We start from the raw sequence: 21695 nt of genomic DNA, 5'->3' as shown, positions 1-21695 counted from the left end.
CCGGAGCCGCCGTCTGTCACCCGACCCTCACCGATCGGCGGCGGCTCCGGACCACGGGAAAGGGCGGCACCCGTGCGGGGGTGCCGCCCTTTCGTGCGTCCTGCTGCCGCGTGTCCGTGCGCCTACCGGCTCACGGTCAGCCCGCGCCGTTGCTCCGGCGGCGCCGGGCGGCCAGCAGCAGACCGCCGCCCGCGAGCACCACGGCACCGCCGGCCGCCGCGATGTACGGCGTGTTGTCGTTGCCGCCGGTCTCGGCCAGGTCGGTGCCCTGCGCTCCGGCGGCCTGGTCCCCGTCCTGACCCGAGTCCTTGCCGCTGCCGGCACCGGCAGCGTCGTCGCTGCCGTCCTTGTCACCGGCGGGCACGAAGCCGGCGGGCGGGTTGTCGCAGCCGGTGCCGTCGTTGTCGCGGTCCAGGTGCTTGCCGTAGTGCTCGTCGGTCGACGGGATGTCCTTGTACCCGGCGGCGTACGCCTCGGAGCAGTTCTTGAACGGGTGGGCGCCGTCGTGCGCCTGGGCGGCGGCGGTCGGCAGGGCGGCCAGGGCCAGCGCGGCGACGGCCACGGCGGCGGGCTTGCGGATGAGGTTCATCAGGAGTCCCGTGAATGGTGTGGATGAGCGGATAAGAAGTGACGAATCACTGAGGTGACGAAGGTATTGAGAGGGGGAAGCTGTGGGGGAGATATGAAGGACTCGTGATGCGAACGTGACGTGACCGGACGGTAGCTCTCCGCTCAGGGGTGCCGGACGCGTACGGTGGACGGGTCCGGACCAGGGTCGGAGCCGGGAAGGAGCCGCGGATGACCGGCTGGAACACGGGCGACATCCCCGCCCTGAGCGGGCGGGTGGCCGTCGTCACCGGCGCCAACGGCGGCCTCGGCCTCGTGATCTCCCGGGAACTGGCGCGCAAGGGCGCGACCGTGGTGCTCGCCTGCCGCAGCGAGGCGCGGGGGAGAGCGGCTGTGGAACGCCTCCTCGGCGAGGTGCCCGGCGCCGCCGTGGAACCGGCGCGACTGGATCTCGGGGACCTGGCGAGTGTGCGCGAGTTCGCCCACGGGCTGCCGTACGAGCGGATCGATCTGCTCGTGAACAACGCCGGCGTGATGGCGATGCCCCACGGGACGACGGCGGACGGCTTCGAGACGCAGTTCGGCGTCAACCACCTGGGTCACTTCGCCCTCACGGGGCTGCTGCTGCCCACCCTGCTCGCCACGCCGGGCGCCCGTGTCGTGACCGTCTCCAGCTTCATGCACCTGCTGGCCAACGTCGACGCGCGCGACCTCAACAGCGTACGGCGGTACGGCCGTTGGACCGCCTACGCCCGCTCGAAGTCCGCCAACCTGCTCTTCACGCACGAACTCTCACGCCGGCTCGCGGCCCGGGACGGAGCCTGGGACGTGCGCGCGGTCGCGGCCCACCCCGGATACGCGGACACCGACCTCTCGGTGGTCGGGCCCCGCGCCGAGGGACGCCATCTCGTCGAGCGGCTGGCGCGGCTGCGCAGCCGGGTCCTCGCCCAGTCCCCGGAGGCCGGCGCGCTGCCCATCCTGTACGCGGCGACCGCGCCCGGGGTCCCCTCCGACTCCTTCACCGGCCCGTCCTTCGCGATGTGGCGCGGGGCACCCGCCCCGTCCCGGCGGGCGCCCTGGACCCGCGACGACACGACGGGCGAGCGGCTGTGGGCCGCCTCCGAACGGCTGACGGGGGTCACGTACGAGGCCCTGCGGGCCTGAGGCGCCGCCGCCCCCCCCCATGCGGTGGTGCCCTACGCCGCCTTGACCTCGTACGCCGTCACCCGTACCGCCTCGTCGTCCAGGCACTCGCCGGTCGTGAGGTCGAAGCGCTGCTTGAGGAGCGGCGAGGCGACGAACGGGCGTCCCCGGTGGGTGCCGGTCAGGCCGCGGGACAGGACCGCCGCGCCGGTGAACGGATCGCGGTTGTCGATGGCGTACAGCTCGCCGTCGCGGCCGCGGAAGAGCGCGACCTGGCCGCCGTCCGGCAGCAGGGCCGCCACGCCCCGGCCCGGGAGCAGGGCGCCGAGGTCGCAGGCGGTGAACCAGTCGTCGGTCAGCCGGAGTTGCACCTTCAGATCGGTCGGGCGGGGCGCGAGGGTTTCGGGAGCCAGGGTCATCGGCGGGTGCTTCCTTCCAGGAGGTCGTCGCGGGAGTCGTCGCGGAGGTCGTCTCGTCGGCCGTCTTCCGTGGGGCGCCGCAGGCCGATGTCCAGCAGCGGCAGGTCGGGCTTCACCTGGTCGCGCTCGGGCACGAAGCCCACGACCGGGTCGGGGGTGTCGGGCGCGTTCACGAAGGACACGAACCGGGCCAGTTTCCCGGGGTCGTCGAGGGTCTCGGCCCACTCGTCGCGGTAGTGCGAGACGTGGGCGGACATCAGGGACTCCAGCTCGTCGCAGATGCCGAGCGAGTCGTGCACGACGACGTCCCGCACGTGGTCCAGGCCGCCCGGGACGCGCTCCAGCCAGGTGGAGGTGCGCTCCAGCCGGTCGGCGGTGCGGATGTAGAACATCAGGAACCGGTCGATCAGGCGGACCAGTTCGGCGTCGGAGAGGTCCTGCGCGAGGAGGTCGGCGTGGCGCGGGGTGGCGCCGCCGTTGCCGCCGACGTACAGGTTCCAGCCGCCCGCCGTGGCGATCACGCCGAAGTCCTTCGACTGGGCCTCGGCGCACTCGCGGGCGCACCCGGAGACCGCCGACTTCAGCTTGTGCGGGGAGCGGAGCCCCCGGTAGCGCAGCTCCAGGTCGATCGCCATGCGCACGGAGTCCTGGACGCCGTACCGGCACCAGGTCTGCCCCACGCAGGACTTCACCGTGCGCAGCGACTTCCCGTACGCGTGCCCCGACTCGAAGCCGGCGTCCACCAGCCGCGCCCAGATCACCGGCAACTGCTCGACGCGGGCGCCGAACATGTCGATGCGCTGACCGCCGGTGATCTTCGTGTAGAGCCCGAAGTCCCGGGCGATCTCGCCGATGACGATCAGCTTCTCCGGCGCGATCTCACCGCCGGGTATGCGCGGGACGACGGAGTACGAGCCGTTCTTCTGGAGGTTGGCGAGGAAGTGGTCGTTGGTGTCCTGGAGGGCCGCCTGCTCGCCGTCCAGGACGTAGCCGCTCGCGCCGATGCTCGGGGCGAGGGAGGCGATGATCGAACCGACCGTCGGCTTGCACACCTCGCAGCCCTCGCCGCCCCGCGCGCCCTCGCGGCCGTGCCGGTCGAGCAGGTCCCGGTAGGAGGTGATCCGCAGGGCGAGGACGATCTCGTACAGCTCCTCGCGGGTCTGCGCGAAGCAGCCGCACAGGCCCTTGTCGACCTCGACGCCGCCCGCCTCCAGTTCGGCGGTGACCAGTTGGCCGAGCACCTTGACGCAGGAGCCGCAGCCCGTCCCGGCTCTGGTGCACTTCTTCACCTCGGGCACGGTCGTGCAGGAGTGCTCGGTCACCGCGCCCCGGACGGCGCCCTTGGTCACGTTGTGGCAGGAGCAGATCACCGCGTCGTCGGGGAGCGCGGACGGTCCGAGCCGGGCCGGGGCACCCGCACCGGCGGGCAGTACGAGCGACTCGGGGGAGACGGGCGGGACCGAGCCGGTGAAGGCGCGCAGGGTGCCGTACGCCTCCGCGTCGCCGACCAGGATGCCGCCGAGCAGCGTGCCGTCGCGGCCCACCACCAGCTTCTTGTAGAGGCCGGCGCGGGAGTCGGAGTAGACGACGTCCAGGCAGTCCTCGGCGGTGCCGTGCGCGTCGCCGAAGGACGCCACGTCCACGCCGAGCAGCTTCAGCTTGGTGGACAGGTCGGCGCCGGTGAAGGACGCCTCCTGGGCCGCGATGGTCGCGGCGGCCGTCTCGGCCTGCTCGTACCCGGGGGCCACCAGCCCGTACACCCTCCCGTCGGCCGCCAGCGCGCACTCGCCGATCGCGAAGACGCGCGGGTCGGTGGGCGTTCGGCACTGCTCGTCGACCGTGATGCCGCCGCGCTCGCCGACCGCGAGCCCGCAGTCCCGGGCGAGTTGGTCGCGGGGCCGGACACCGGCGCTGAACACGACGAGGTCGGTGGCGAGTTCGGAGCCGTCGGACAGCTTCATGCCGGTGACGGCACCGTCCTCGCCGGTGACGATCTCCTGGGTGCCGACGCCCGTGTGCACGGACAGGCCCATCCCCTCGATGGTGCGCAGCAGCGCCGCGCCGCCGCCCTCGTCGACCTGCACCGGCATCAGGCGGGGCGCGAACTCCACGATGTGCGAGGTGAGTCCGAGGCCCTTGAGCGCGCCGGCCGCCTCCAGGCCGAGCAGCCCGCCGCCGACCACGGCGCCGGTCGTCGCCCGTGACGTCGCGTACTCCTCGATGGCGAGCAGGTCCTCGATCGTCCGGTAGACGAAGCAGCCCTCGGCGTCCTTGCCGGGGACGGGCGGGACGAAGGGGTAGGACCCGGTGGCGAGGACGAGCACGTCGTAGCCGACGACGAGCCCGGAGCGCGCGGTCACCTTCCGCGCGTCGCGGTCGACGGCCACCGCCGGGTCGCCGACGTGCAGTTCGATGCCCTGCTCGTCGAGGAACGCGAGATCGGTCAGCGACAGGTCCTCGGGGGTCTCCCCCGAGAAGTACGAGGTGAGCCGGACGCGGTCGTAGGCGGGGCGCGGCTCCTCGCACAGGACGACCACGCGGTGCGTGTCGGTCAGGCCGCGCTCGGCGAGCGCCTCCAGGAAGCGCTGGCCGACCATGCCGTGGCCGACCAGCACGATCGTCGGGGTGTCGGTGGTCATCGGGCGCCTCCGTCATGGGTGAGCAGGTGGAGCAGGGGGCCGCCGTCGGAGGGGAGCGGCTCTGCTCCCTCCCAGGCGCGCGCGAGCGCGCCGACGGTGCCGAGTTCGCCGACCAGGACCCCGCCGACCAGCCGGTCGTCACGGACGACGACCTTGCGGTACGTGCCCCGGGTGGCGTCGGCGAGCTGCACGACGTCGTCGCCGGGGCGGGGGTCGGTCTCGCCGAACGCGGCGAGGTCGAAGGGGGTGTCCGGCCCTCGGAGAGGGCCCTTGGGCCCGGTGATTCCGGTGATTCCGGTGAGGGTGAGCCGGGTCAGGGCACGGGTGCCGGTGTAGCGGGCGGTGCCGTCGCCGGCGAGCAGAGCGGCCAGCACACCGGCCTGTTCGAGGGCGGGCGCGGCCAGCCCGTAGACACGGTCCGCGTGCTGGGCGCAGTCGCCGATCGCCCGGATGTGCGGGTCGGAGGTGCGCAGCTCGTCGTCGACGACGACGCCCTTGCCGACGTCCAGCCCCGCCTCCCGCGCGAGCCCGACCCGGGGCCGCACCCCGCACGCGAGCACGACGAGATCGGCGCCGAGGGCGTACCCGTCGGCCAGCTCCACCGACCGCACCGCACCGCCGACGCTGCGCACGTCGCGTACCCGGCACTCGGTGTGCACCTCGACGCCGAGGCCCTCCAGATGCCGCCGCACGAGCGCGGAGGCGGCGGGGTCGAGCTGCCGTTCCATCAGCCGCTCGGACTGCTGGGCGAGGACGACCTGCGCGCCGCGCACGGCCAGCGCGCGGGCGGCGGACACGCCGAGGAGCCCGCCCCCGATCACGACGGCCCGCACGCCGGGCCGTACCGCCTTCGACAACCCGAGGCAGTCGTCCATCGTCCTAAACGCGTGCACGCCCTCGGGCAACTCGCGGTCCCGGGTGTACAGCCCGCGCAGAGGCGGCAGCACGGCGTTGGACCCGGTGGCCAGGACCAGCGTGTCGTACGCGATCACGGACCCGTCGGCGCACCGCACGGTCCGGCCCGCCCGGTCGATGCCGGCGACCCGGCCGCGCAGCAGCCCGGCGGGCGCGGGCAGGGCGGTCACCTCGGGGCCGTACCGCCCGGCCAGCACCTCGGCGAGCAGCACCCGGTTGTACGGGCGGTGCTCCTCGTCGCCGACCACCAGCGCGGGCGTGCCCAGCTCACCGAGGTGCCGGGCGAGCGTCACGCCCGCCGGTCCGGCGCCGATCACCACCACACGCGGGTTCGAGGTCATGGCACCGAGCGTGCGGCGCGGGTGTTACCCGTCCGCATCCCCCCTGTTTCCCACGGGGAACGCTGCGCTCAGCGGGGGAGGGGGCGGAGTGTGAGGGCGCCGGTGGCGCGCTCACCGTTCGTTGAGCCAGCCGCACACCCAGTAGTCCCCGTCCGCGTCGCGCTCGGCCACCCACTGGTACGTGACGTCACCCGCCAGTCCCCCCGAGGCGGGTCGCGCTGCGTGATCCGCACGTCGACGCTGAACCGGTCGGAGGCGGCGGGTATCTCGTACGGCAGGACGTTCCAGCGGGCCACGTAGTAGTCGTTGAGCGCGAACCCTTTCAGCGTGGAACGCAGCCGGGGACAGGTAGCCCGCCGCAGAGCCGTCATGTCCTGGGCGACCAGGGCGTCCAGGTACTCCGTGAAGACCTGGTCGACGGCCTGCGGGTCGAGCGGGGTGTGTTCGGGCGCGTCCGGGGAATCGGCGGCCGACGCCGTGGGCGTGGCGCCCTGCGTCGAGGACTGCGCGGGCGCGGACGGGGCGACGCCGCCGGCGCCCGGGGCGGCCGACGCCGTATGCGGTGAGGAGGGCGACGAGGAGGACGAGGAAGGACCGCCTGCGGAGTCACCGTCGGTCGTGAGCGCGATCGCCCCGGCGACGACTGCGCCGAGTACGGCCGCGGCCACGACCGCCAGGCCGACGGCCCGCCCGCGCCGCCGGCCGTCGAGCCGCCGGCCGTCGAGCGCGGAGCGGCCGGGGCCGGCGGGGCTCCCGCTCTGCGGGCGGCGGTCGGCACCGCCGTCCGCGGGGTGCTCCCTGGCACCGGCGTCCGCACGGCCGTCCGCGGGAGTGAAGGCGGCCGGGAGAGTGGCCTCCTGCCCCTCCTGCCCGGCGGTGGCGACCACGGTCGACGCGTACGGGCCCGAGCCGGGCGCGAGCAGGTCCAGGATCCGCTCCGGGGTGGGCCGGTGCACGGGTTCCTTGGACAGGCAGTCGGCGATCAGGGGGCGCAGCGCCTCGGGCACCGCGGACAGATCCGCCGGCTCGTGCACCGAGCGGTACATCAGCCCCATCGGTGTGCCGGTGCCGAACGCGCTGCCGCCGGCCGCCGAGACCAGTACCGCGCCGAGCGCGAACACGTCGGCGCTGCCGTCGGTGCCCAGCCCCTGTGCCTGCTCAGGCGCCAGGAAACCGGGTGTGCCGAAGGCCATCCCGGTGGACGTGAGCCGGGAGGACTCCACGGCCCGCGCGATGCCGAAGTCGAGCACCCGGGGGCCGTCCTCGGCCATGATGATGTTGCCCGGCTTGAGGTCGCGGTGGACGAGCCCGCAGGCGTGGATGGCCTGGAGCGCCTCGGCCAGGGCCGCCCCGAGCAGTCTCAGCCCGACCTCGTCCATCGGCCCCTCGTCCGCGAGCAATTCGGACAGCGTGGGCCCGGCGATGTACGCCGTGGCCAGCCACGGCCGCTCCCCGTCCGGCTCCGCGTCCACGACGGGGGCCGTGTGGAAACCGCCGACCTTGCGAGCGGCATCGACCTCGGCGCGGAACCGCTGACGAAAGTGGGGATCGGCGGCCAACTCGGGCCGCACCACCTTGACGGCCACGGCACGTCCCCCGCGTGACCGGGCCAGGTAGACCGTCCCCATGCCGCCGGCGCCGAGTTCCCGTTCCACGGTGTAGCCGCCGATGCGCTGCGGCGGGTCCGCCCCGAAAGCCATACGCTGCACGCCTCCCCGTTGCGATACGCGGGTCATTATGGCGGAGGCCCACGCACCGGGCCACGACGGCCGTGGGCACGGTGCCTGAACGTGCGACGACCCGGACGGTCTTCGGCGTGGCGGGACTCCGGCAGATGCCCAGGAACCTCAGAAGTCCCTCATCTCGATGGACGGCACACCTATCCCCTCCATAGGGTCGCGATCATGCCCGACATATCGCTGACCACGGTCGTTCTGCTCTGCCTGGCCGCCCTCGCGGCCGGCTGGATCGACGCGGTGGTCGGCGGGGGCGGCCTGCTGCTCCTGCCCGCGCTGCTGCTCGGGCTGCCCGCCGGGACCCCGGCCGCGCACGCGCTGGGCACCAACAAGGCGGTCGCCATCGTCGGCACCACGGGCGCGGCGGTGACGTACGCCCGCAAGGCGCCGGTGGACGTGCGCACCGCCGTACGCATCGGCCTGGCGGCGCTGGCCGGGTCGTCGGGCGGGGCGTTCTTCGCGGCGGGCATGAGCACGGAGGTCCTCAAGCCCGTCATCATGGTGGTGCTGCTGGCGGTGGCCGCCTTCGTGATCTTCCGCCCCGCCTTCGGCAGCGCCCCCGCGACCGGCCCGGCGACCCGCCGCCAGATCCTCGCCGCGATCGGCCTCGCGGGCCTCGGCATCGGCTTCTACGACGGCCTCGTCGGCCCCGGCACGGGCACCTTCCTGGTCCTGGCCCTCACCGCCCTGCTCCACCTGGACCTGGTGACCGCGTCGGCCACCGCGAAGATCGTCAACTGCTGCACCAACGCGGGCGCCCTGGCGACGTTCGCCTGGCAGGGCGCGGTGCTGTGGCAGTTGGCGGTCCTGATGGCCGTCTTCAACCTGGCGGGCGGCATGTTCGGCGCCCACACGGCCCTCAAGAGGGGCAGCGGTTTCGTCCGCGTCGTCCTGCTGACGGTCGTCTTCGCCCTGGTGGCGAACCTGGCGTGGGAGCAGTGGGTGGCGTAGCGGCCCGCCGGGGTCATGCGCCGGTCGTCCGGACGAGCCGGAAGACCGGGATCCTCCGGGTCGTGCGGGTCTCGTACGTGGTGAAGGCCGGGTCGGCCTCGGTCAGGCGGGCGTACCACGTGTCGCGTTCGGGGCCCGTCAGCTCGGAGGCGACCGCGCGGTACGTCTCCCCGCCGCGCTCGACGGTCAGCTCCGGGTCGGCCCGCACGTTGAAGTACCACGCCGGGTGCCGGTCCAGGCCGCTGTTCGACGCCGCCACCACGACCCGGTCGCCGTTCGGCCACGTACACCAGGGGATTGACCCGCGGCTGTCCCGACTTCGCGCCGGTCGTCGTGATCAGCACCAGGTCCTTGTCCAGCCACGCGCGGTTCACCCGGCCCTTGTTGGCGCGGAATTCGCTGATCACCCGTTCGTTGAAGGGCGCGTTGTCGTGCGGGTCGAAAGCGGAGTCGGTCATGCCCGGAGTCTGCCACCGGGGTGGGGTGCGTGCCCGGGCGTTCAGCGGCTGTCCGTGAGGTGGGCGAAGACGACGACGTTGCCCTGGTAGCCGGTGCTGCGGGAGTAGGGGCCGCCGCAGGTGATGACCCGCAGCTCGGGGCGGTCGGCGGCGCCGTAGACCTTCTCGTCGGGGAAGGCGTCGGCGGCGTACACCTCCACCGCGTCCACCGTGAAGACCGCGACGCCGCCGTCGCGCCGGTCGACCTCGATCCGCGAGCCCTTCCGCAGGGCGCCGAGGCGGTAGAAGACGGCGGGGCCCTTCGCGTTGTCGACGTGGCCGGCGACGATCGCGGTGCCCCTCTCGCCGGGGGTGGTGCCGGCCTCGTACCAGCCGGCCAGGTTCTTCCGCTCGGCGGGCGGTACGTCCAGGCTGCCCGTCTCCGTCAGGCCGAGGCCCGTCAGCGGGGCGTCGACGCCGATCGCCGGGATGCGGACGCGGTCGGGCGGGGACGGCGGCAGCGCGGGGGCGGCGGCGCCGCGGTCCGCCCGGGTGGACTGACCCGTGGCGGCCTGCGCGGCCGACGGCTGGGGCGGGGCCTCGGTGCGGGCGCCGCCGAGCAGCAGCCACGCCCCCGAGCCGAGCGCGACCGCGGTGACCGCGGCTATCGCCGTGTCCTTGACCCTGCGCATGACGTCCCCTCTCCCTCGCGTCCCTGAAAGGCCCCCTGCCCCCTCCGGGACGCGAGGGGCGTCGGACCCGGAGGGGGTGGGGAAGTGCGGTACCTGCGGACGGGCAGCGGAGGGTGCCCGTCAGATCCCGTCGCCTCTCGCCCGGCGATGCAGGAGCCAGGTACCGCCCGCGGCGGCGACGGCGAGAGCCGCCACGCCGGCCGCGGTCTGCACGGGGTCGGGGCCGAGAGCGCCGCCGACCCCCGTCTTCACGCTTCCCTTCGGGTACACCTGCTCGGCGGCCGACGTCAGCGTGACCACCAGGTCGCCCGTCACCCGCCGTTCGTCGTCCCCGCAGGTCGCGACGATCTCGTACGTCCCCGGCTGCGCGCTCGGCGGCACCTCGAAGTGGCCGGTCGCCTCCCCGTCGCCGGTGCCCGGCGCCAGCGGGAACATCCCCGCGCCGACCGCGCTGGCGTCGCCCGCCGCGGAGCCGCCCCCGCCGCACGCCGCCGTCACCATGGCCCGGTCGCCCGGGACGACCGAGGACGGGTACACCTTCAGGCCGCCGGGGGCCGCGGTCTCCCCGGCGTACACCGGGACCGCGGTGGCCGCGGTGGTCAGACCGACGGCCGCGGCGGCGAGCGCGGTACCGGTCAGCAGGCGGGCGGTGCGTCGCATCGGTGCTGCTCCTTCGAGCTGTTCGGTGGCCCCTGCTCTACCGAGGAAAGGGGCACCGGGCCCGGCCCGCTCCCCGAGCGCGCGCCCGCAATGGGATGAACGGGTGTCGCCCGTGCCGTCCGCTGCCGTATGCGGCGAGTTGTTTCAGCAGGTCATGCGAGCGTCGGGGACCGGCGGCGGAAAAGATCGCGCGGGGCGGGGGCGCGGGTGTGAACGGGTGACCGGTGCTCCGAACGGGACCCGCCCGGCCCCGCGCCGCGACCCCACCGGTCCGGCCCGGGCGCCGTGTCCCCCCACCGGCTCGCCCTGGGCGCCGTGTCCCCTCACCGGCTTGACCTCAAGCAAAGTCGAGGTAACAGGCTCTCCGCATGACACACACCGCCTCCGCCCACACCATGACCGCACCGCTCCGCGTGACCCTGCTCGTCGGCAGCAACCGGCACGGCCGCTTCGGGCCCGTCGTCGCCGACTGGCTCCTGGACCATCTGCGGGCCCACGACGACCTGGAGCCCGAGGTGGTCGACGTCGCCCGCACCGACCTGCCCACGACCCTGGCCCGGACTCCGGAGGCGACCGCCGCGCTGGCGGAGATCACTCCGAAACTGGCGGGCGCCGACGCGTTCGTCGTGCTCACGCCCGAGTACAACCACTCGTTCCCGGCGGGCCTGAAGAACGTCATCGACTGGCACTTCACCGAGTGGCGGGCCAAGCCCGTCGGCCTCGTCTCGTACGGCGGTCTGGCCGGTGGCCTGCGCGCCGTGGAGCACCTGCGCCAGGTCTTCGCCGAACTGCACGCCGTCACCGTCCGCGACACCGTCTCCTTCCACAACGCGGGCCAGTCCTTCGGCGACGAGGGCAGGCTCCGGGACCCGTCGGGGCCGGACGCGGCCGCCAAGGCGATGCTCGACCAGGTGGTGTGGTGGGGCCGCGCCCTGCGCGAGGCCAAGGAGAAGCGCCCCTACGACGACGTGCGGGACGCGTAGCGAACCCGGCCCGCCCCGGCTGCCATAGGTGACTCCTATGGCAGCCGCTCACTTTTCGTCTTTGTCTCCCGCCGTTTCGCGGATTTACCGTGAAACAGCTCGACGGGGCCGGTTCTCCGTCGAGCGGACAATCCTGCGACATTGAAAAGGATCGGTGTGGTGACCGTGGACGACGTGAAGGGTTCGGAGATGCAGGAATTCGGCGGATCGGGGAATCAGGAATTCAAGGGAAAGCGTGCCCTCGTCACCGGTGGTACGCGCGGGATCGGGGCGGCCGTCGTCCGGCGGCTCCTCGACGCGGGTGCCGAGGTGATCGCGACCGCCAGTTCGGAGCGGAGCGCCGCGCCGGAGGGGGCCGCCTTCGTCCGCGCCGACGTGCGGACGGCGGCCGGCACGGCGGCCCTCGCCGCCGCCGCGCGGGAGACGTTCGGCGGGGTCGACCTCCTGGTCCACAACGCGGGCGGGGCCAAGCCCCACCTGGACGGGCTGACCATCCCCGACGACGTGTGGCAGGAGTCCCTGGACCTCAATCTCCTCGCCTCGGTGCGGCTGAACTCCTTGCTGGTGCCGGACATGCGGGAACGCGGCTCGGGTGCCGTCGTGCACGTGTCCACGGCCGCGTACCTGCCCCCGGCACCGCCGTTCCTGCACTACCAGGCCGCGAAGACCGCCCTGGAGAGCTACAGCCGCGGACTGGCCCAGGCGCTGGCCCCCTCGGGGGTACGGGTCAACACCGTGAGCCCCGGCCGGACCTCCACCCCCGGCGGCGAGGAGACGCGGGAGTACTGGGACAGGCTCGGCGCGGGTCCCGGCGCGGTCGACACCCCGCCGCTGGGACGCGACGGCCGGCCCGACGACATCGCCCACGCGGTGCTGTTCCTCCTCTCCGAACGGGCGGGCTGGGTGACCGGGACCAACCTCGTCGTGGACGGCGGAGAATATCCGCGGGGCTGATTCCGGGGGACAGGTGCGGAGCTTCGCAATACGGCAGCAGAAGGGAATTCGGCGTGGGTGCGTACAACGGTAAGAATGTGGTGATCACCGGTGGCAGCAGTGGAATAGGGCTGGGAATGGCCAGGGCGCTCGTGGACGGCGGGGCGCGGGTCGTGATCACCGGGCGCTCCCGGACCTCCCTCGATGCCGCGCTGAAGCAGCTCGGCGGGAGGGCGTCGGCCGTCCGGGGAGACGTTTCCTCGCTCGCCGACCTGGACGCCCTGGCCGACCGGGTGAAGGAGGAGGTCGGCAGCGTCCACGGCCTGTTCGTCAACGCGGGCATCTCACCCCTGACGCCCTTCGAGTCGACCACCGAAGCGGCGTACGACGAGGTGTTCGCGACCAACGCCAAGGGCGCCTTCTTCACCGTGCAGAAGCTCGCCCCGCTGATGGGCGCGGGCAGCGGCGTCGTCTTCACCACCTCGGTCGCGAACACCGTCGGCCTGCCGGACACCAGCGTCTACTCGGCCAGCAAGGCGGCGGTGCGCTCGATGGCCCGGACCCTGTCCGCCGATCTGCTGCCGCGCGGCATCCGGGTCAACGCGATCAGCGTCGGGCCCGTCGACACCGGGATCCTGGAGCGGGTGATGACGCGGGAGGCCGCCGCGGAGTTCAAGGCCGAGCGCGTCGCCGAGAATCCCATGCGGCGGTTCGGGACCTACGAGGAGATCGCCGGGGCCGCGGCGTTCCTCGCCTTCGACGCCACCTACACCACCGGCACCGAGCTGACCGTGGACGGCGGCTCCTCCCAGCTCTGAGTGAACTTGTGCCAGGTCTCCTGGCGCAGGAAATCCAGCAGGGCCAGCTCCGCCGGACCCGCGCCGGGACGGACCGCGGCGACGACGGGCTGGGAGACGACCGGCGAGACCGGGCGTACGAGGTGCTCGTGCCCCGGGGGTACGGCGGACGCCGGGACGAGGGTCACCCCGAGCCCGTGGACCACCCAGCGCACGGCGGTCGCCGTCTGGGAGACGCGGGCGGTGGTGGCCGGAGCCATCGTGTTGTCCTCCAGCACGTCGAGGAGCACGCCGTCGAGCGCGCTGCCGTGGCCGAACCTCACCCACGTCTCCCGCTCCAGTTCCCGCAGCTCGACCCGGTCGGCGGCGAGCTGCGGGTGCCCGGCCGGCAGCACCACGACGAACTCCTCGTCGCCGAGGTGGTGACCGGCGTACAGGCCCTCCTCGCACGGGCCGGCCATCAGCGCGAGGTCCAGGACACCGCCGCGGGCCAGCCGCTCCAGCTCGGTGGGGTTCGGCTCCTCGAAGACGGTCACCTCCAGCCGCGGGAAGCTGCGGCGCAGTGCGCCCAGCGCACCCGGCAGCTGCCGCGTGCCCAGTCCCATCTGGACCGCGACCAGCAGCTCGCCCGCCAGCTCCGAGGCACCGGCCCGCGCGGTCGCCCGGGCCCGCCGGGCCGCCTTCACCGCGATCTCCGCCTCCACCAGGAAGGCGCGGCCGGCGACCGTGGGCACGAGGCCGGCCGGCGTGCGGGAGAACAGCTCCACGCCCAGCTCCCGCTCCAGCCCGCGGATCTGCTGGGACACCGAGGGCTGGGCGACGCGCAGCACGTCCGCCGCCGCCGTCACCGAGCCCTGCTCGGCGACGGCCAGGGCGTACTCGAACTGGCGAAGGCTCATCGGCTCCCGTCCCTCCCGGCGGCGGACCACACCGTGGTCTCCCCGCCAGCGTACGCAAGCGCGGGCGAGCGTACGCAGGTGCGGGCGTGCGGGGGAGCAGGCGAACGGGGGCGCCGGCTGCCGTCAGGCCACGTTCACCGCGCTCCACGCCGCGCCGACCGCCGCGTACTCGTCGCTGTCGGTGCCGTACAGGTCGTCGGCCGCGCGCAGGGTGGCGGTGCGGGCGCCCGCGTAGTCCGTGGACGAGGTCATGTAGACGGTCAGCGCCCGGTACCAGACGTCCCCGAGCTTGTCCCGGCCGATCCCGGTGACCGTGGAGCCGTCGCAGGTGGGGGAGGAGTAGGCCACGCCACCCACGGTCCGCGCGCCGCTGCCCTCGGCCAGCAGGTAGGCGAAGTGGTTGGCGACGCCGGAGGAGTAGTGGACGTCCAGGTCGCCCAGCGAGGTGTCCCAGCAGTCGGCCGAGGCGCCGTCCCTGCTCGGCCTGTCCATGTAGCGCAGCGCCTCGCGGCCGAAGCCGTCCCGCACGACCTTCTCGCCGATCAGGTAGTCCCCGGGGTCGGCCGCGTTCGCCGCGTGCCACTCCACCAGGGTGCCCAAGACGTCCGAGGTCGCCTCGTTGAGCCCGCCGGACTCGCCCGAGTACGCCAGTGCCGCCGTCTTCGACGTCACCCCGTGCGACATCTCGTGCGCGGCGACGTCCAGCGAGACCAGCGGCCCGAAGGTCGTCCCGTCACCGTCGCCGTACGTCATGCAGAAGCAACTGTCGTCCCAGAAGGCGTTGTTGTACTTGTTGCCGTAGTGCACGCGGTTGTACGAACCCTTGCCGTCGCCCGCGATGCCGCTGCGCCCGTGGACGTCCTCGTAGTAGTCCCAGGTGGCGTCGGTGCCGTACTGCGCGTCCACGGCGGCCGAGGCGCGGTCGTCCGCGCCGCCCGTGCCCCAGTGGTTGTCGGCGTCGGTGAACAGCGTCGCGGGCGCCCGCACCAGGCAGATGGTCAGGATGCAGAGGTCGGTCTGGTTCTCCGCGTCCCCGGTGTACGTGCCGCCGCGCGTCGCGTCCTCGAGCCGGTACGACGATCCCGAGCGCGTCGTCTCCAGCGGCACCGTGCCGCCGTACAGCGACGCGCCGTCGCCCGACACCGACTCGACGGTGTCCCAGGCGTCGATGCGGGCGCCCGTGCCCGCGTCGGTGAGCACGGTGCGGGCGACCGGGTTGCCGAGGGAGTCGAGCGCCGCCGCGTCCGTCCGCCAGGCCAGCTTCGGCGCGCCGTGCAGGGCATCGACGACCAGCTCGGACTCGGCGGTGAGCTTCTTCAGCAGCTCGCCCGGGTTGGCGGCGCGCAGGGCGTTCGCGGCCAGGTCGGCGGCCTCGGGCGACGCCAGCTTCGGGGCGACGGTGGGGAGGGCGAGCGGGGCCGTCGTCGCGCGGTCGGCGTCGCGGAAGTCGCCGTCGGGGGTCAGGTGGACGACGAAGTCGCCGCCCAGCACCGGGAGTCCGCGGTACGTGCGGTCGTAGCGGACGTGCTGGGTGCCGTCCGCGTCGACGACGACGTCGCGGGCCTCGGTGTCCTGCGCGCCGGTCAGGTCCAGTGCGTCGGCGTGCTCCAGCAGGGCCGCCGCCGCGTGGTCGAGGGCGGCGGCGCGGGAGGGGACCGGCCGGTCGGCGGCGGTGGCACCGGGGGCGAGGGCGGCGACCAGGAGGGTCGCGGTGGTGGCGGCCGTGCCGGCCAGGGCGAGACGGGAACCTCTGGCATGCCGTATTCGGCTCATCGATCTCCTCGGAACGGGCGCGTTCGGCGCGTTCGACGCGTCGGCACGGGGCCGGGTGCGGGGCACTGGTGCGGTGCTGACTCGGATTCAAAGGCCCCGGACATGACAAGTCCATAGCGCCGACGTGGAGATCATGAGGGGAGAGGATGACCGGGACGCCCCCTGCCCCGGCTGCGTCCTGGCTACCGCGGCACCGTCTCCACCCGCACCGCGCACACCTTGAACTCCGGCATCCGCGAGGTCGGATCGAGCGCCGGGTTGGTGAGGTTGTTGGCGCGGCCCTCGCCCGGCCAGTGGAAGGGCATGAACACGGTGTCGGGCCGGATGCCGGTGGTGATGCGGGCCGGTGCCACCGCCCGCCCCCGCCGGGACACGACCGCCAGCGGGTCGCCCTCGGCCGCCCCGAGCCGCGCCGCCAGCCGCGGGTGCAGCTCCACGAAGGGGCCGGGCGCGGCGGCGTTCAGCTCGGGCACGCGCCGGGTCTGCGCCCCGGACTGGTACTGCGCCACGACCCGGCCCGTGGTCAGCAGCACCGGGTACTCCGCGTCCGGTTCCTCGGCGCTCGGACGGTGGGCGACGGGCACGAAACGGGCCCGGCCGTCGTCGGTGGCGAAGCGGTCGAGGAAGAGGCGCGGGGTGCCGGGGTGCGGGGTGCCGGGGTTCGAGATCTCGGGGTGTGCCGTGTCGGGGGCCGGAGTCTCGGGGTGTGCCGTGTCGGGGGCCGGAGTCTCGGGGTGTGCCGTGTCGGGGGCCGGAGTCCCGGGGTGCGGCGTGTCGCGGGCCGGAGTCCCGGGGCTCGGCGTGCCGGGGTGCGGCACAGACCCGTCGCCCGCGCCCGCGCCCGCGCCCGTCGCCGGACACGGCCAGAAGACCCCGTTCTCCTCCGCCAGCCGCCCGTAGTCGATCCCCGAGTAGTCCGCCGGGCCGCCCGCGCTCGCCCGCCGCAGCTCCTCGAACACCTCCTCCGGCTCGGTCGGGAAGCCCTTCTCCACGCCGAGCCGGGCGGCCAGCCCGTGCAGGACCTCCAGGTCGCCGCGGACCCCGTCCGGCGGCGTGATCGCGCGCCGCCGCAGCAGCACCCGGCCCTCCAGGCTGGTCGTCGTCCCCGACTCCTCCGCCCACTGCGTCACCGGCAGGACGACGTCGGCGAGTTCCGCCGTCTCCGAGAGCACCACGTCGCACACGGCGAGGAAGTCCAGCGACCGCAGCCGCCCCTCGACGTGCGCGGCGCGCGGTGCGGACACGACCGGGTTGGAGCCCATCACCAGGAGGGACCTGATGTCCGTGCCCAGCGCGTCGAGGAGTTCGTACGCGCTGCGCCCCGGACCCGGCAGTGAGTCCGGGTCCACGCCCCACACCCCGGCGACGTGCCGCCGCGCCGCCGGGTCGGTCAGCTTGCGGTAGCCCGGCAACTGGTCGGCCTTCTGCCCGTGTTCGCGCCCGCCCTGCCCGTTGCCCTGCCCGGTCAGACAGCCGTACCCCGACCGGGGGCTCCCCGCCCGCCCGGTCGCCAGGCACAAGTTGATCCACGCGCCCACCGTGTCCGTGCCCTTGGCCTGCTGCTCCGGTCCGCGCGCGGTCAGCACCATCGCCGCGTCCGGCGCGCAGAACAGCCGTACCGCTTCCCGCAGTTCGGGCACCGGTACGCCGGTGATCCGCTCCACGTACTCCGGCCAGTGCGCCATCGCCGCCGCCCGCGCCTCCTCCCAGCCGGCCGTGCGCTCCTCGACGTAGGCCACGTCGACCCGGCCCTCGGCGACCACCAGGTGGAGCAGGCCCAGCGCGAGCGCCAGGTCGGTGCCGGGCCGGGGGGCGAGGTGCAGGTCGGCCTGGTCGGCGGTCCTCGTCCGGCGCGGGTCAACGACGATCAACGTGCCGCCGTTCTCGCGGAGTTCGCTGAAGTAGCGCAGGGACGGCGGCATCGTCTCGGCCGGGTTCGACCCGACGAGGATCACGCAGCCCGTCCTGGGGATGTCCTCCAGCGGGAACGGCAGTCCCCGGTCGAGCCCGAAGGCCCGCGTGCCGGCCGCCGCCGCCGACGACATGCAGAACCGGCCGTTGTAGTCGATCTGCGAGGTGCCGAGCACCACCCGGGCGAACTTGCCCAGCGCGTACGCCTTCTCGTTGGTCAGCCCGCCCCCGCCGAACACCCCGAGCGCGTCCGCCCCGTACTCCGCCCGTGTCCGGACCAGGTTCCGGGCGATCCGGTCCAACGCCTCGTCCCACCCGGCCGGCACCAGCGCGCCGTCGTCCGACCGCACCAGCGGCGAGGTCAGCCGCGCCCCCGACGCGAGCACCGCCGGTGCCGTCCGGCCCTTGCCGCACAGCGCACCCCGGTTCACCGGGAAGTCCGCGCGCTCGGACACCTCGACGGTCCCGCCGTCCGCGGGCGTCAGGTTCATCCCGCACTGCAGGGCGCAGTACGGGCAGTGGGTGGGGACGGGGGCGGCGGCCGTCCGCTCGCCGGTGCGCTGCATGGTGCCGGTGCTCTGCATGCCGCCCAGCCTGCGTCTTGCGTGTTACGCGACCGTGCGGCGCCCCGTTACGCCGCCGGGACGGTGCCCTCCCCGCCGCCGGCGCTGTGCGGTGAGGACGGCCTCACCGCACACCGGCGAGGGCCCGCTCCACCCCCGGCTCCCTCGGGCCGAGGAAGTGCGGGTCCGGCTCGAAGACCGCGTCCACCGCCGCCTTGCCCGCCGCGAGGACCTCCCGCGCGCCGCCGTAGTACCAGGTCACGTCGTGCCGGTCGGCCACCCCGACGCCGTACGACGCCACCCCCGCCTCCTGGCACAGCGCGACCGCCCGCCGGATGTGGAAACCCTGGCTGATCAGCACGGCCCGGTCGACGCCGAAAATCTTCTTCGCGCGGACGCAGGAGTCCCAGGTGTCGAAGCCCGCGTAGTCGCTGACGATCCGCCCGCCGGGCACGCCGTGCCGGACGAGGTAGGCGCGCATGGCGTCCGGCTCGTCGTACTCCTCGCGGCTGTTGTCCCCGCTCACGAGGACGACCTCGATCCGCCCCGCCCGGTACAGCTCGGCCGCCGCGTCCAGCCGGTGCGCCAGGTACGGCGACGGCTCCCCGTCCCACAGCCCGGCGCCGAAGACGACGGCGACCTCGGTGCGCGGCACGTCGGCGACGGTACGCAGCCGGTCGTCGGTGACCAGGCGCAGCCACGTCGCGGGCAGCAGCGCCAGCACGCATGCCGCCACGGCCGCCTGGATCAGCCTCCGCCGTCCCGTGCGGGTGCGCGGCAGGCGCGGTCTGCGGAGTCTCGGGCGGCGCATCGGACGATTCCCTCCCCGGTGGGTTCCTGCCACCAGGGACGCCCGGGGGGACCGTCCGGTTCACCGGGTGCCGGGGCGGACCGTCCGGTTCCACCGGCGCCCGGGCGCGGGCCGTCCGGTTTCACCGGGTGCCGGGGCGCCGTGTGAACCGAACCGTAAACCTCCGTGACACCCCCGCAACGGGGAGGCAACGTCAGGCGGCCACCCTCGACGCATGACGGCGACGACACGGACGGGCACACGGACGGGCGGCACGACGAGGACGGCGGCGGGTACGAAGGCCCGGGCGACCGGCCCGGCGCGTACGGCGCTCCCCGGGGCCCCAGCCCCCACCCCCGCCCCCGCCCTGGTCGTCGTCGCCCACGGCAGCCGCGACCCGCGCGCACTGAGCACCGTACGGGCGCTCCTCGGCGAGGTCCGCGCCCTGCGCCCCGCCCTGCCGGTGCACCTCGGCCACATCGAGCTGAACGAGCCCCTGCTGCCCGACACGCTCGGCGCCCTCGGCGACGCCGAGCCCGCCGTCCTGGTCCCGCTCCTGCTCAGCCGCGGCCACCACGTCACCCGCGACATCCCGGAGATGGCCGGGGCCTTCCCCGCGCGCACCCGGGTGGCCGCCCCGCTGGGTCCGCACCCCCTGCTCGTCGACGCCCTCCACGCCCGACTCCTGGAGGCGGGCTGGCCCGCCCGCGTCCCGGCCGACGGGGCCGTGGTCCTCGCCTCCGCCGGCTCCCGGGACCCCCAGTCCCGGGCCGGCACCGCCCGCACGGCCACCCACCTCGCGGCCCGCCTGGGCGTCCCGGTGCTCCCCGCGTACGCCTCGGCGGCGGCCCCGACGGTCCCGGAGGCGGTCCGCGCCCTGACGGCCCGGGGTTACCGCCGCGTCGCCGTCGCCTCGTGCTTCACGGCCCCGGGCCGCTTCGCCACGGAGTGCGCGGCCGCCGCCCCCTGGATCGTCTCCGCGCCGCTGGGCACCCACCCGGCGATGGCCCGCCTGCTCCTGCACCGCTACGACGAGGCGCTGCGGACGGTCGGCACCGCCGCACGCCGGGCGGCGCTGGTCCCGTAGCGGGCCGGGACCGCCACCGCCCGGCGGCGACGGCCCCGCCAGCGGGCCGCGGCTGTCAGACCTTCCCCGTACTGTTCCTGACATGGAAGGCACCGCACCCGCATCCCCGTACGACCCCGCGTCGGCGGCCCGCTACGCCCCCGAGCCGGACAAACGCCCCGGCCGCACCGCCTTCCAGCGCGACCGCGCCCGCATCCTGCACTCCGCCGCGCTGCGGCGCCTCGCCGGGAAGACGCAGGTCGTCGCGCCGGGGGAGGGCAGCCCGGTGTGGGACGCCAGCCCGCGCACCCGTCTCACGCACTCCCTGGAGTGCGCCCAGGTCGGCCGGGATCTCGGCGCCGCCCTCGGGTGCGACCCGGACCTCGTCGAGGCGGCCTGCCTCGCCCACGACCTGGGACACCCGCCCTTCGGGCACAACGGCGAACAGGCGCTCAACGCGTTCGCCGAGGACTGCGGCGGCTTCGAGGGCAACGCCCAGTCCCTGCGGCTCCTGACCCGCATCGAGCCCAAGCGGTTCACCGAGGACGGCCCGGTCGGCCTCAACCTCACCCGCGCCACGCTCGACGCCGCCACCAAGTACCCGTGGCCGAGGGGCGCCCACCCCGGCGGCCCGGCCTCGACCAAGTTCGGCGTGTACGACGACGACCGGCCCGTCTTCGCGTGGCTCCGCGAGGGCGCCCCCGCCGCCCGCACCTGCTTCGAGGCCCAGGTGATGGACTGGGCCGACGACGTGGCGTACTCCGTGCACGACCTGGAGGACGGCCTGCACGCCGGCCACATCGACCCGAACTGCCTGCTCGCCGACCCCGAGCGCGAGGCCGTCTTCGGGATCGCCGTCGGCCGGTACGTCCCGGAGGGCACCGACCACGCCGAACTGGCGGCCGCCCTCGACCGGCTCCTCGCCCAGGACTGGTGGCCGCACGGCTACGACGGATCGGCGGTCGCCCAGGCCCGGCTGAAGGACGCCACCAGCCAGCTCATCGGCCGCTTCTGCCTCGCCGCCGAGACCGCCACCCGGGCCGCGTACGGCGCCGGACGGCTCACCCGGTACGCCGCCGAACTGGTCGTGCCCCGCGGGACCCGCGCGGAGTGCGCCGTCCTCAAGGCGGTGGCCGTCCGCTACGTCATGCAGCGCACCGAGCAGGAGCGGCTCCGCGCCGACCAGCGGATCGTCGTCGCCGAACTGGCCGAGGCGCTCACCGCCCGCGCGCCGGACGGGCTCGACCCCCAGTTCCGCGCCCTCTTCGACGCGGCCGGCGACGACCGGGCCCGCAAACGGGTGATCGTCGACCAGATAGCCTCCCTCACCGACGCCTCGGCCCGTTCGCTTCACGCCCGCCTGACGGGGCATCAGTGACACTGGCCGCGGGACGTGCGGGCCCCGGCCGCACTCCGGGAACGGCCTCCGGAACACGGCACGCCGTGGCCTGATCGAGCCCGATCGGGTCACTCCCCCTTC

General features: G+C 74.4%; 19 protein-coding genes and 1 pseudogene. 7 read left to right on the top strand and 13 right to left on the bottom strand.

The features are described from left to right. Positions 1-136: 136 nt before the first annotated feature. Positions 137-589, bottom strand: a complete 453-nt coding sequence (locus IG94_RS0110905) for an excalibur calcium-binding domain-containing protein (RefSeq protein WP_031033987.1) — start codon at positions 587-589, stop codon at positions 137-139. Positions 590-798: 209 nt separating this feature from the next. Between IG94_RS0110905 and IG94_RS0110900 the strand changes: the two genes are divergently transcribed. Then, positions 799-1731, top strand: a complete 933-nt coding sequence (locus IG94_RS0110900) for an oxidoreductase (protein WP_031033984.1) — start codon at positions 799-801, stop codon at positions 1729-1731. A 32-nt stretch (positions 1732-1763) separates the two neighbouring features. Here the strand turns inward: IG94_RS0110900 and nirD are convergent, their stop codons facing one another. The 4 genes from nirD to IG94_RS44320 form a co-directional block, all read right to left on the bottom strand. Beyond that, positions 1764-2129 (bottom strand): nitrite reductase small subunit NirD, encoded by a 366-nt coding sequence (gene nirD, locus IG94_RS0110895; RefSeq protein WP_031033980.1) that lies wholly within the window; start codon positions 2127-2129, stop codon positions 1764-1766. Then, the gene (gene nirB, locus IG94_RS0110890; protein ID WP_031033978.1) at positions 2126-4768 is read right to left on the bottom strand and encodes a nitrite reductase large subunit NirB; all 2643 of its coding nucleotides are present in this window, start codon (positions 4766-4768) and stop codon (positions 2126-2128) included. The genes nirD and nirB overlap by 4 nt, the downstream gene beginning before the upstream one ends. Next, positions 4765-6024 (bottom strand): NAD(P)/FAD-dependent oxidoreductase, encoded by a 1260-nt coding sequence (locus IG94_RS0110885; protein ID WP_031033974.1) that lies wholly within the window; start codon positions 6022-6024, stop codon positions 4765-4767. The genes nirB and IG94_RS0110885 overlap by 4 nt, the downstream gene beginning before the upstream one ends. 68 nt (positions 6025-6092) lie before the next feature. Further along, the gene (locus IG94_RS44320) at positions 6093-7724 is read right to left on the bottom strand and encodes a serine/threonine-protein kinase (protein ID WP_224326181.1); all 1632 of its coding nucleotides are present in this window, start codon (positions 7722-7724) and stop codon (positions 6093-6095) included. Between the two features lie 204 nt (positions 7725-7928). On the opposite strand from IG94_RS44320, the gene IG94_RS0110875 reads away from it, so the two are divergent. After that, on the top strand, positions 7929-8711 hold the full coding sequence (locus tag IG94_RS0110875) for a sulfite exporter TauE/SafE family protein (RefSeq protein ID WP_031033970.1): 783 nt from the start codon (positions 7929-7931) through the stop codon (positions 8709-8711). Between the two features lie 13 nt (positions 8712-8724). Here the strand turns inward: IG94_RS0110875 and IG94_RS44045 are convergent, their stop codons facing one another. The 4 genes and pseudogenes from IG94_RS44045 to IG94_RS0110860 all read right to left on the bottom strand — a co-directional run bounded on the left by IG94_RS44045 (position 8725) and on the right by IG94_RS0110860 (position 10500). Further along, complete coding sequence (locus tag IG94_RS44045) at positions 8725-8970, bottom strand: nitroreductase/quinone reductase family protein (RefSeq protein WP_282916616.1); 246 nt, start codon at positions 8968-8970, stop codon at positions 8725-8727. A 76-nt stretch (positions 8971-9046) separates the two neighbouring features. Then, positions 9047-9169: pseudogene (locus IG94_RS44040) on the bottom strand (hypothetical protein); the annotation flags it as partial. Between the two features lie 41 nt (positions 9170-9210). Continuing rightward, positions 9211-9840 carry a class F sortase gene (locus tag IG94_RS0110865; RefSeq protein WP_031033968.1) on the bottom strand — a complete coding sequence of 210 codons (630 nt, stop codon included), beginning with the start codon at positions 9838-9840 and terminating at the stop codon, positions 9211-9213. A 120-nt stretch (positions 9841-9960) separates the two neighbouring features. Beyond that, on the bottom strand, positions 9961-10500 hold the full coding sequence (locus tag IG94_RS0110860; RefSeq protein WP_031033966.1) for a hypothetical protein: 540 nt from the start codon (positions 10498-10500) through the stop codon (positions 9961-9963). A 368-nt stretch (positions 10501-10868) separates the two neighbouring features. Here IG94_RS0110860 and IG94_RS0110855 point away from each other — a divergent pair, with 368 nt between their 5' ends. From IG94_RS0110855 to IG94_RS0110845, 3 genes are all read left to right on the top strand, one after another. Next, positions 10869-11483 (top strand): NADPH-dependent FMN reductase, encoded by a 615-nt coding sequence (locus IG94_RS0110855; RefSeq protein WP_031033963.1) that lies wholly within the window; start codon positions 10869-10871, stop codon positions 11481-11483. 189 nt (positions 11484-11672) lie between these two features. Then, positions 11673-12437: an oxidoreductase gene (locus IG94_RS0110850; RefSeq protein ID WP_031033961.1), complete on the top strand. Its 765-nt coding sequence runs from the start codon at positions 11673-11675 to the stop codon at positions 12435-12437. Positions 12438-12490: 53 nt separating this feature from the next. Continuing rightward, a complete protein-coding gene (locus IG94_RS0110845; RefSeq protein ID WP_031033958.1) occupies positions 12491-13234 on the top strand; it encodes an SDR family oxidoreductase in 744 nt (247 codons plus the stop codon). Here IG94_RS0110845 and IG94_RS0110840 read toward each other — a convergent pair. From IG94_RS0110840 to IG94_RS0110825, 4 genes are all read right to left on the bottom strand, one after another. Then, positions 13183-14112 carry a LysR family transcriptional regulator gene (locus IG94_RS0110840; protein ID WP_031033956.1) on the bottom strand — a complete coding sequence of 310 codons (930 nt, stop codon included), beginning with the start codon at positions 14110-14112 and terminating at the stop codon, positions 13183-13185. The two genes, IG94_RS0110845 and IG94_RS0110840, sit on opposite strands and share 52 nt — an antisense overlap. Positions 14113-14235: 123 nt before the next feature. Continuing rightward, the gene (locus IG94_RS0110835) at positions 14236-15885 is read right to left on the bottom strand and encodes a M4 family metallopeptidase (protein ID WP_031033954.1); all 1650 of its coding nucleotides are present in this window, start codon (positions 15883-15885) and stop codon (positions 14236-14238) included. A gap of 182 nt (positions 15886-16067) precedes the next feature. Beyond that, a complete protein-coding gene (locus tag IG94_RS0110830; protein WP_031033952.1) occupies positions 16068-18362 on the bottom strand; it encodes a molybdopterin oxidoreductase family protein in 2295 nt (764 codons plus the stop codon). A 121-nt stretch (positions 18363-18483) separates the two neighbouring features. Continuing rightward, entirely contained in the window at positions 18484-19170 is a 687-nt protein-coding gene (locus IG94_RS0110825; protein ID WP_031033949.1) for a SanA/YdcF family protein, read from the bottom strand. A 214-nt stretch (positions 19171-19384) separates the two neighbouring features. On the opposite strand from IG94_RS0110825, the gene IG94_RS0110820 reads away from it, so the two are divergent. Together IG94_RS0110820 and IG94_RS0110815 are read left to right on the top strand one after the other, a co-directional pair. After that, entirely contained in the window at positions 19385-20236 is an 852-nt protein-coding gene (locus IG94_RS0110820; RefSeq protein WP_078892250.1) for a sirohydrochlorin chelatase, read from the top strand. Positions 20237-20318: 82 nt separating this feature from the next. Continuing rightward, entirely contained in the window at positions 20319-21593 is a 1275-nt protein-coding gene (locus IG94_RS0110815) for a deoxyguanosinetriphosphate triphosphohydrolase (protein ID WP_031033945.1), read from the top strand. Positions 21594-21695 lie beyond the last annotated feature (102 nt).

The sequence above is a fragment of the Streptomyces olivaceus genome (assembly GCF_000721235.1).
Lineage (GTDB): Bacteria > Actinomycetota > Actinomycetes > Streptomycetales > Streptomycetaceae > Streptomyces > Streptomyces olivaceus.
Note: the sequence above shows the minus strand (reverse complement) of the source record. Positions and strands in the feature narration are given on the sequence as shown.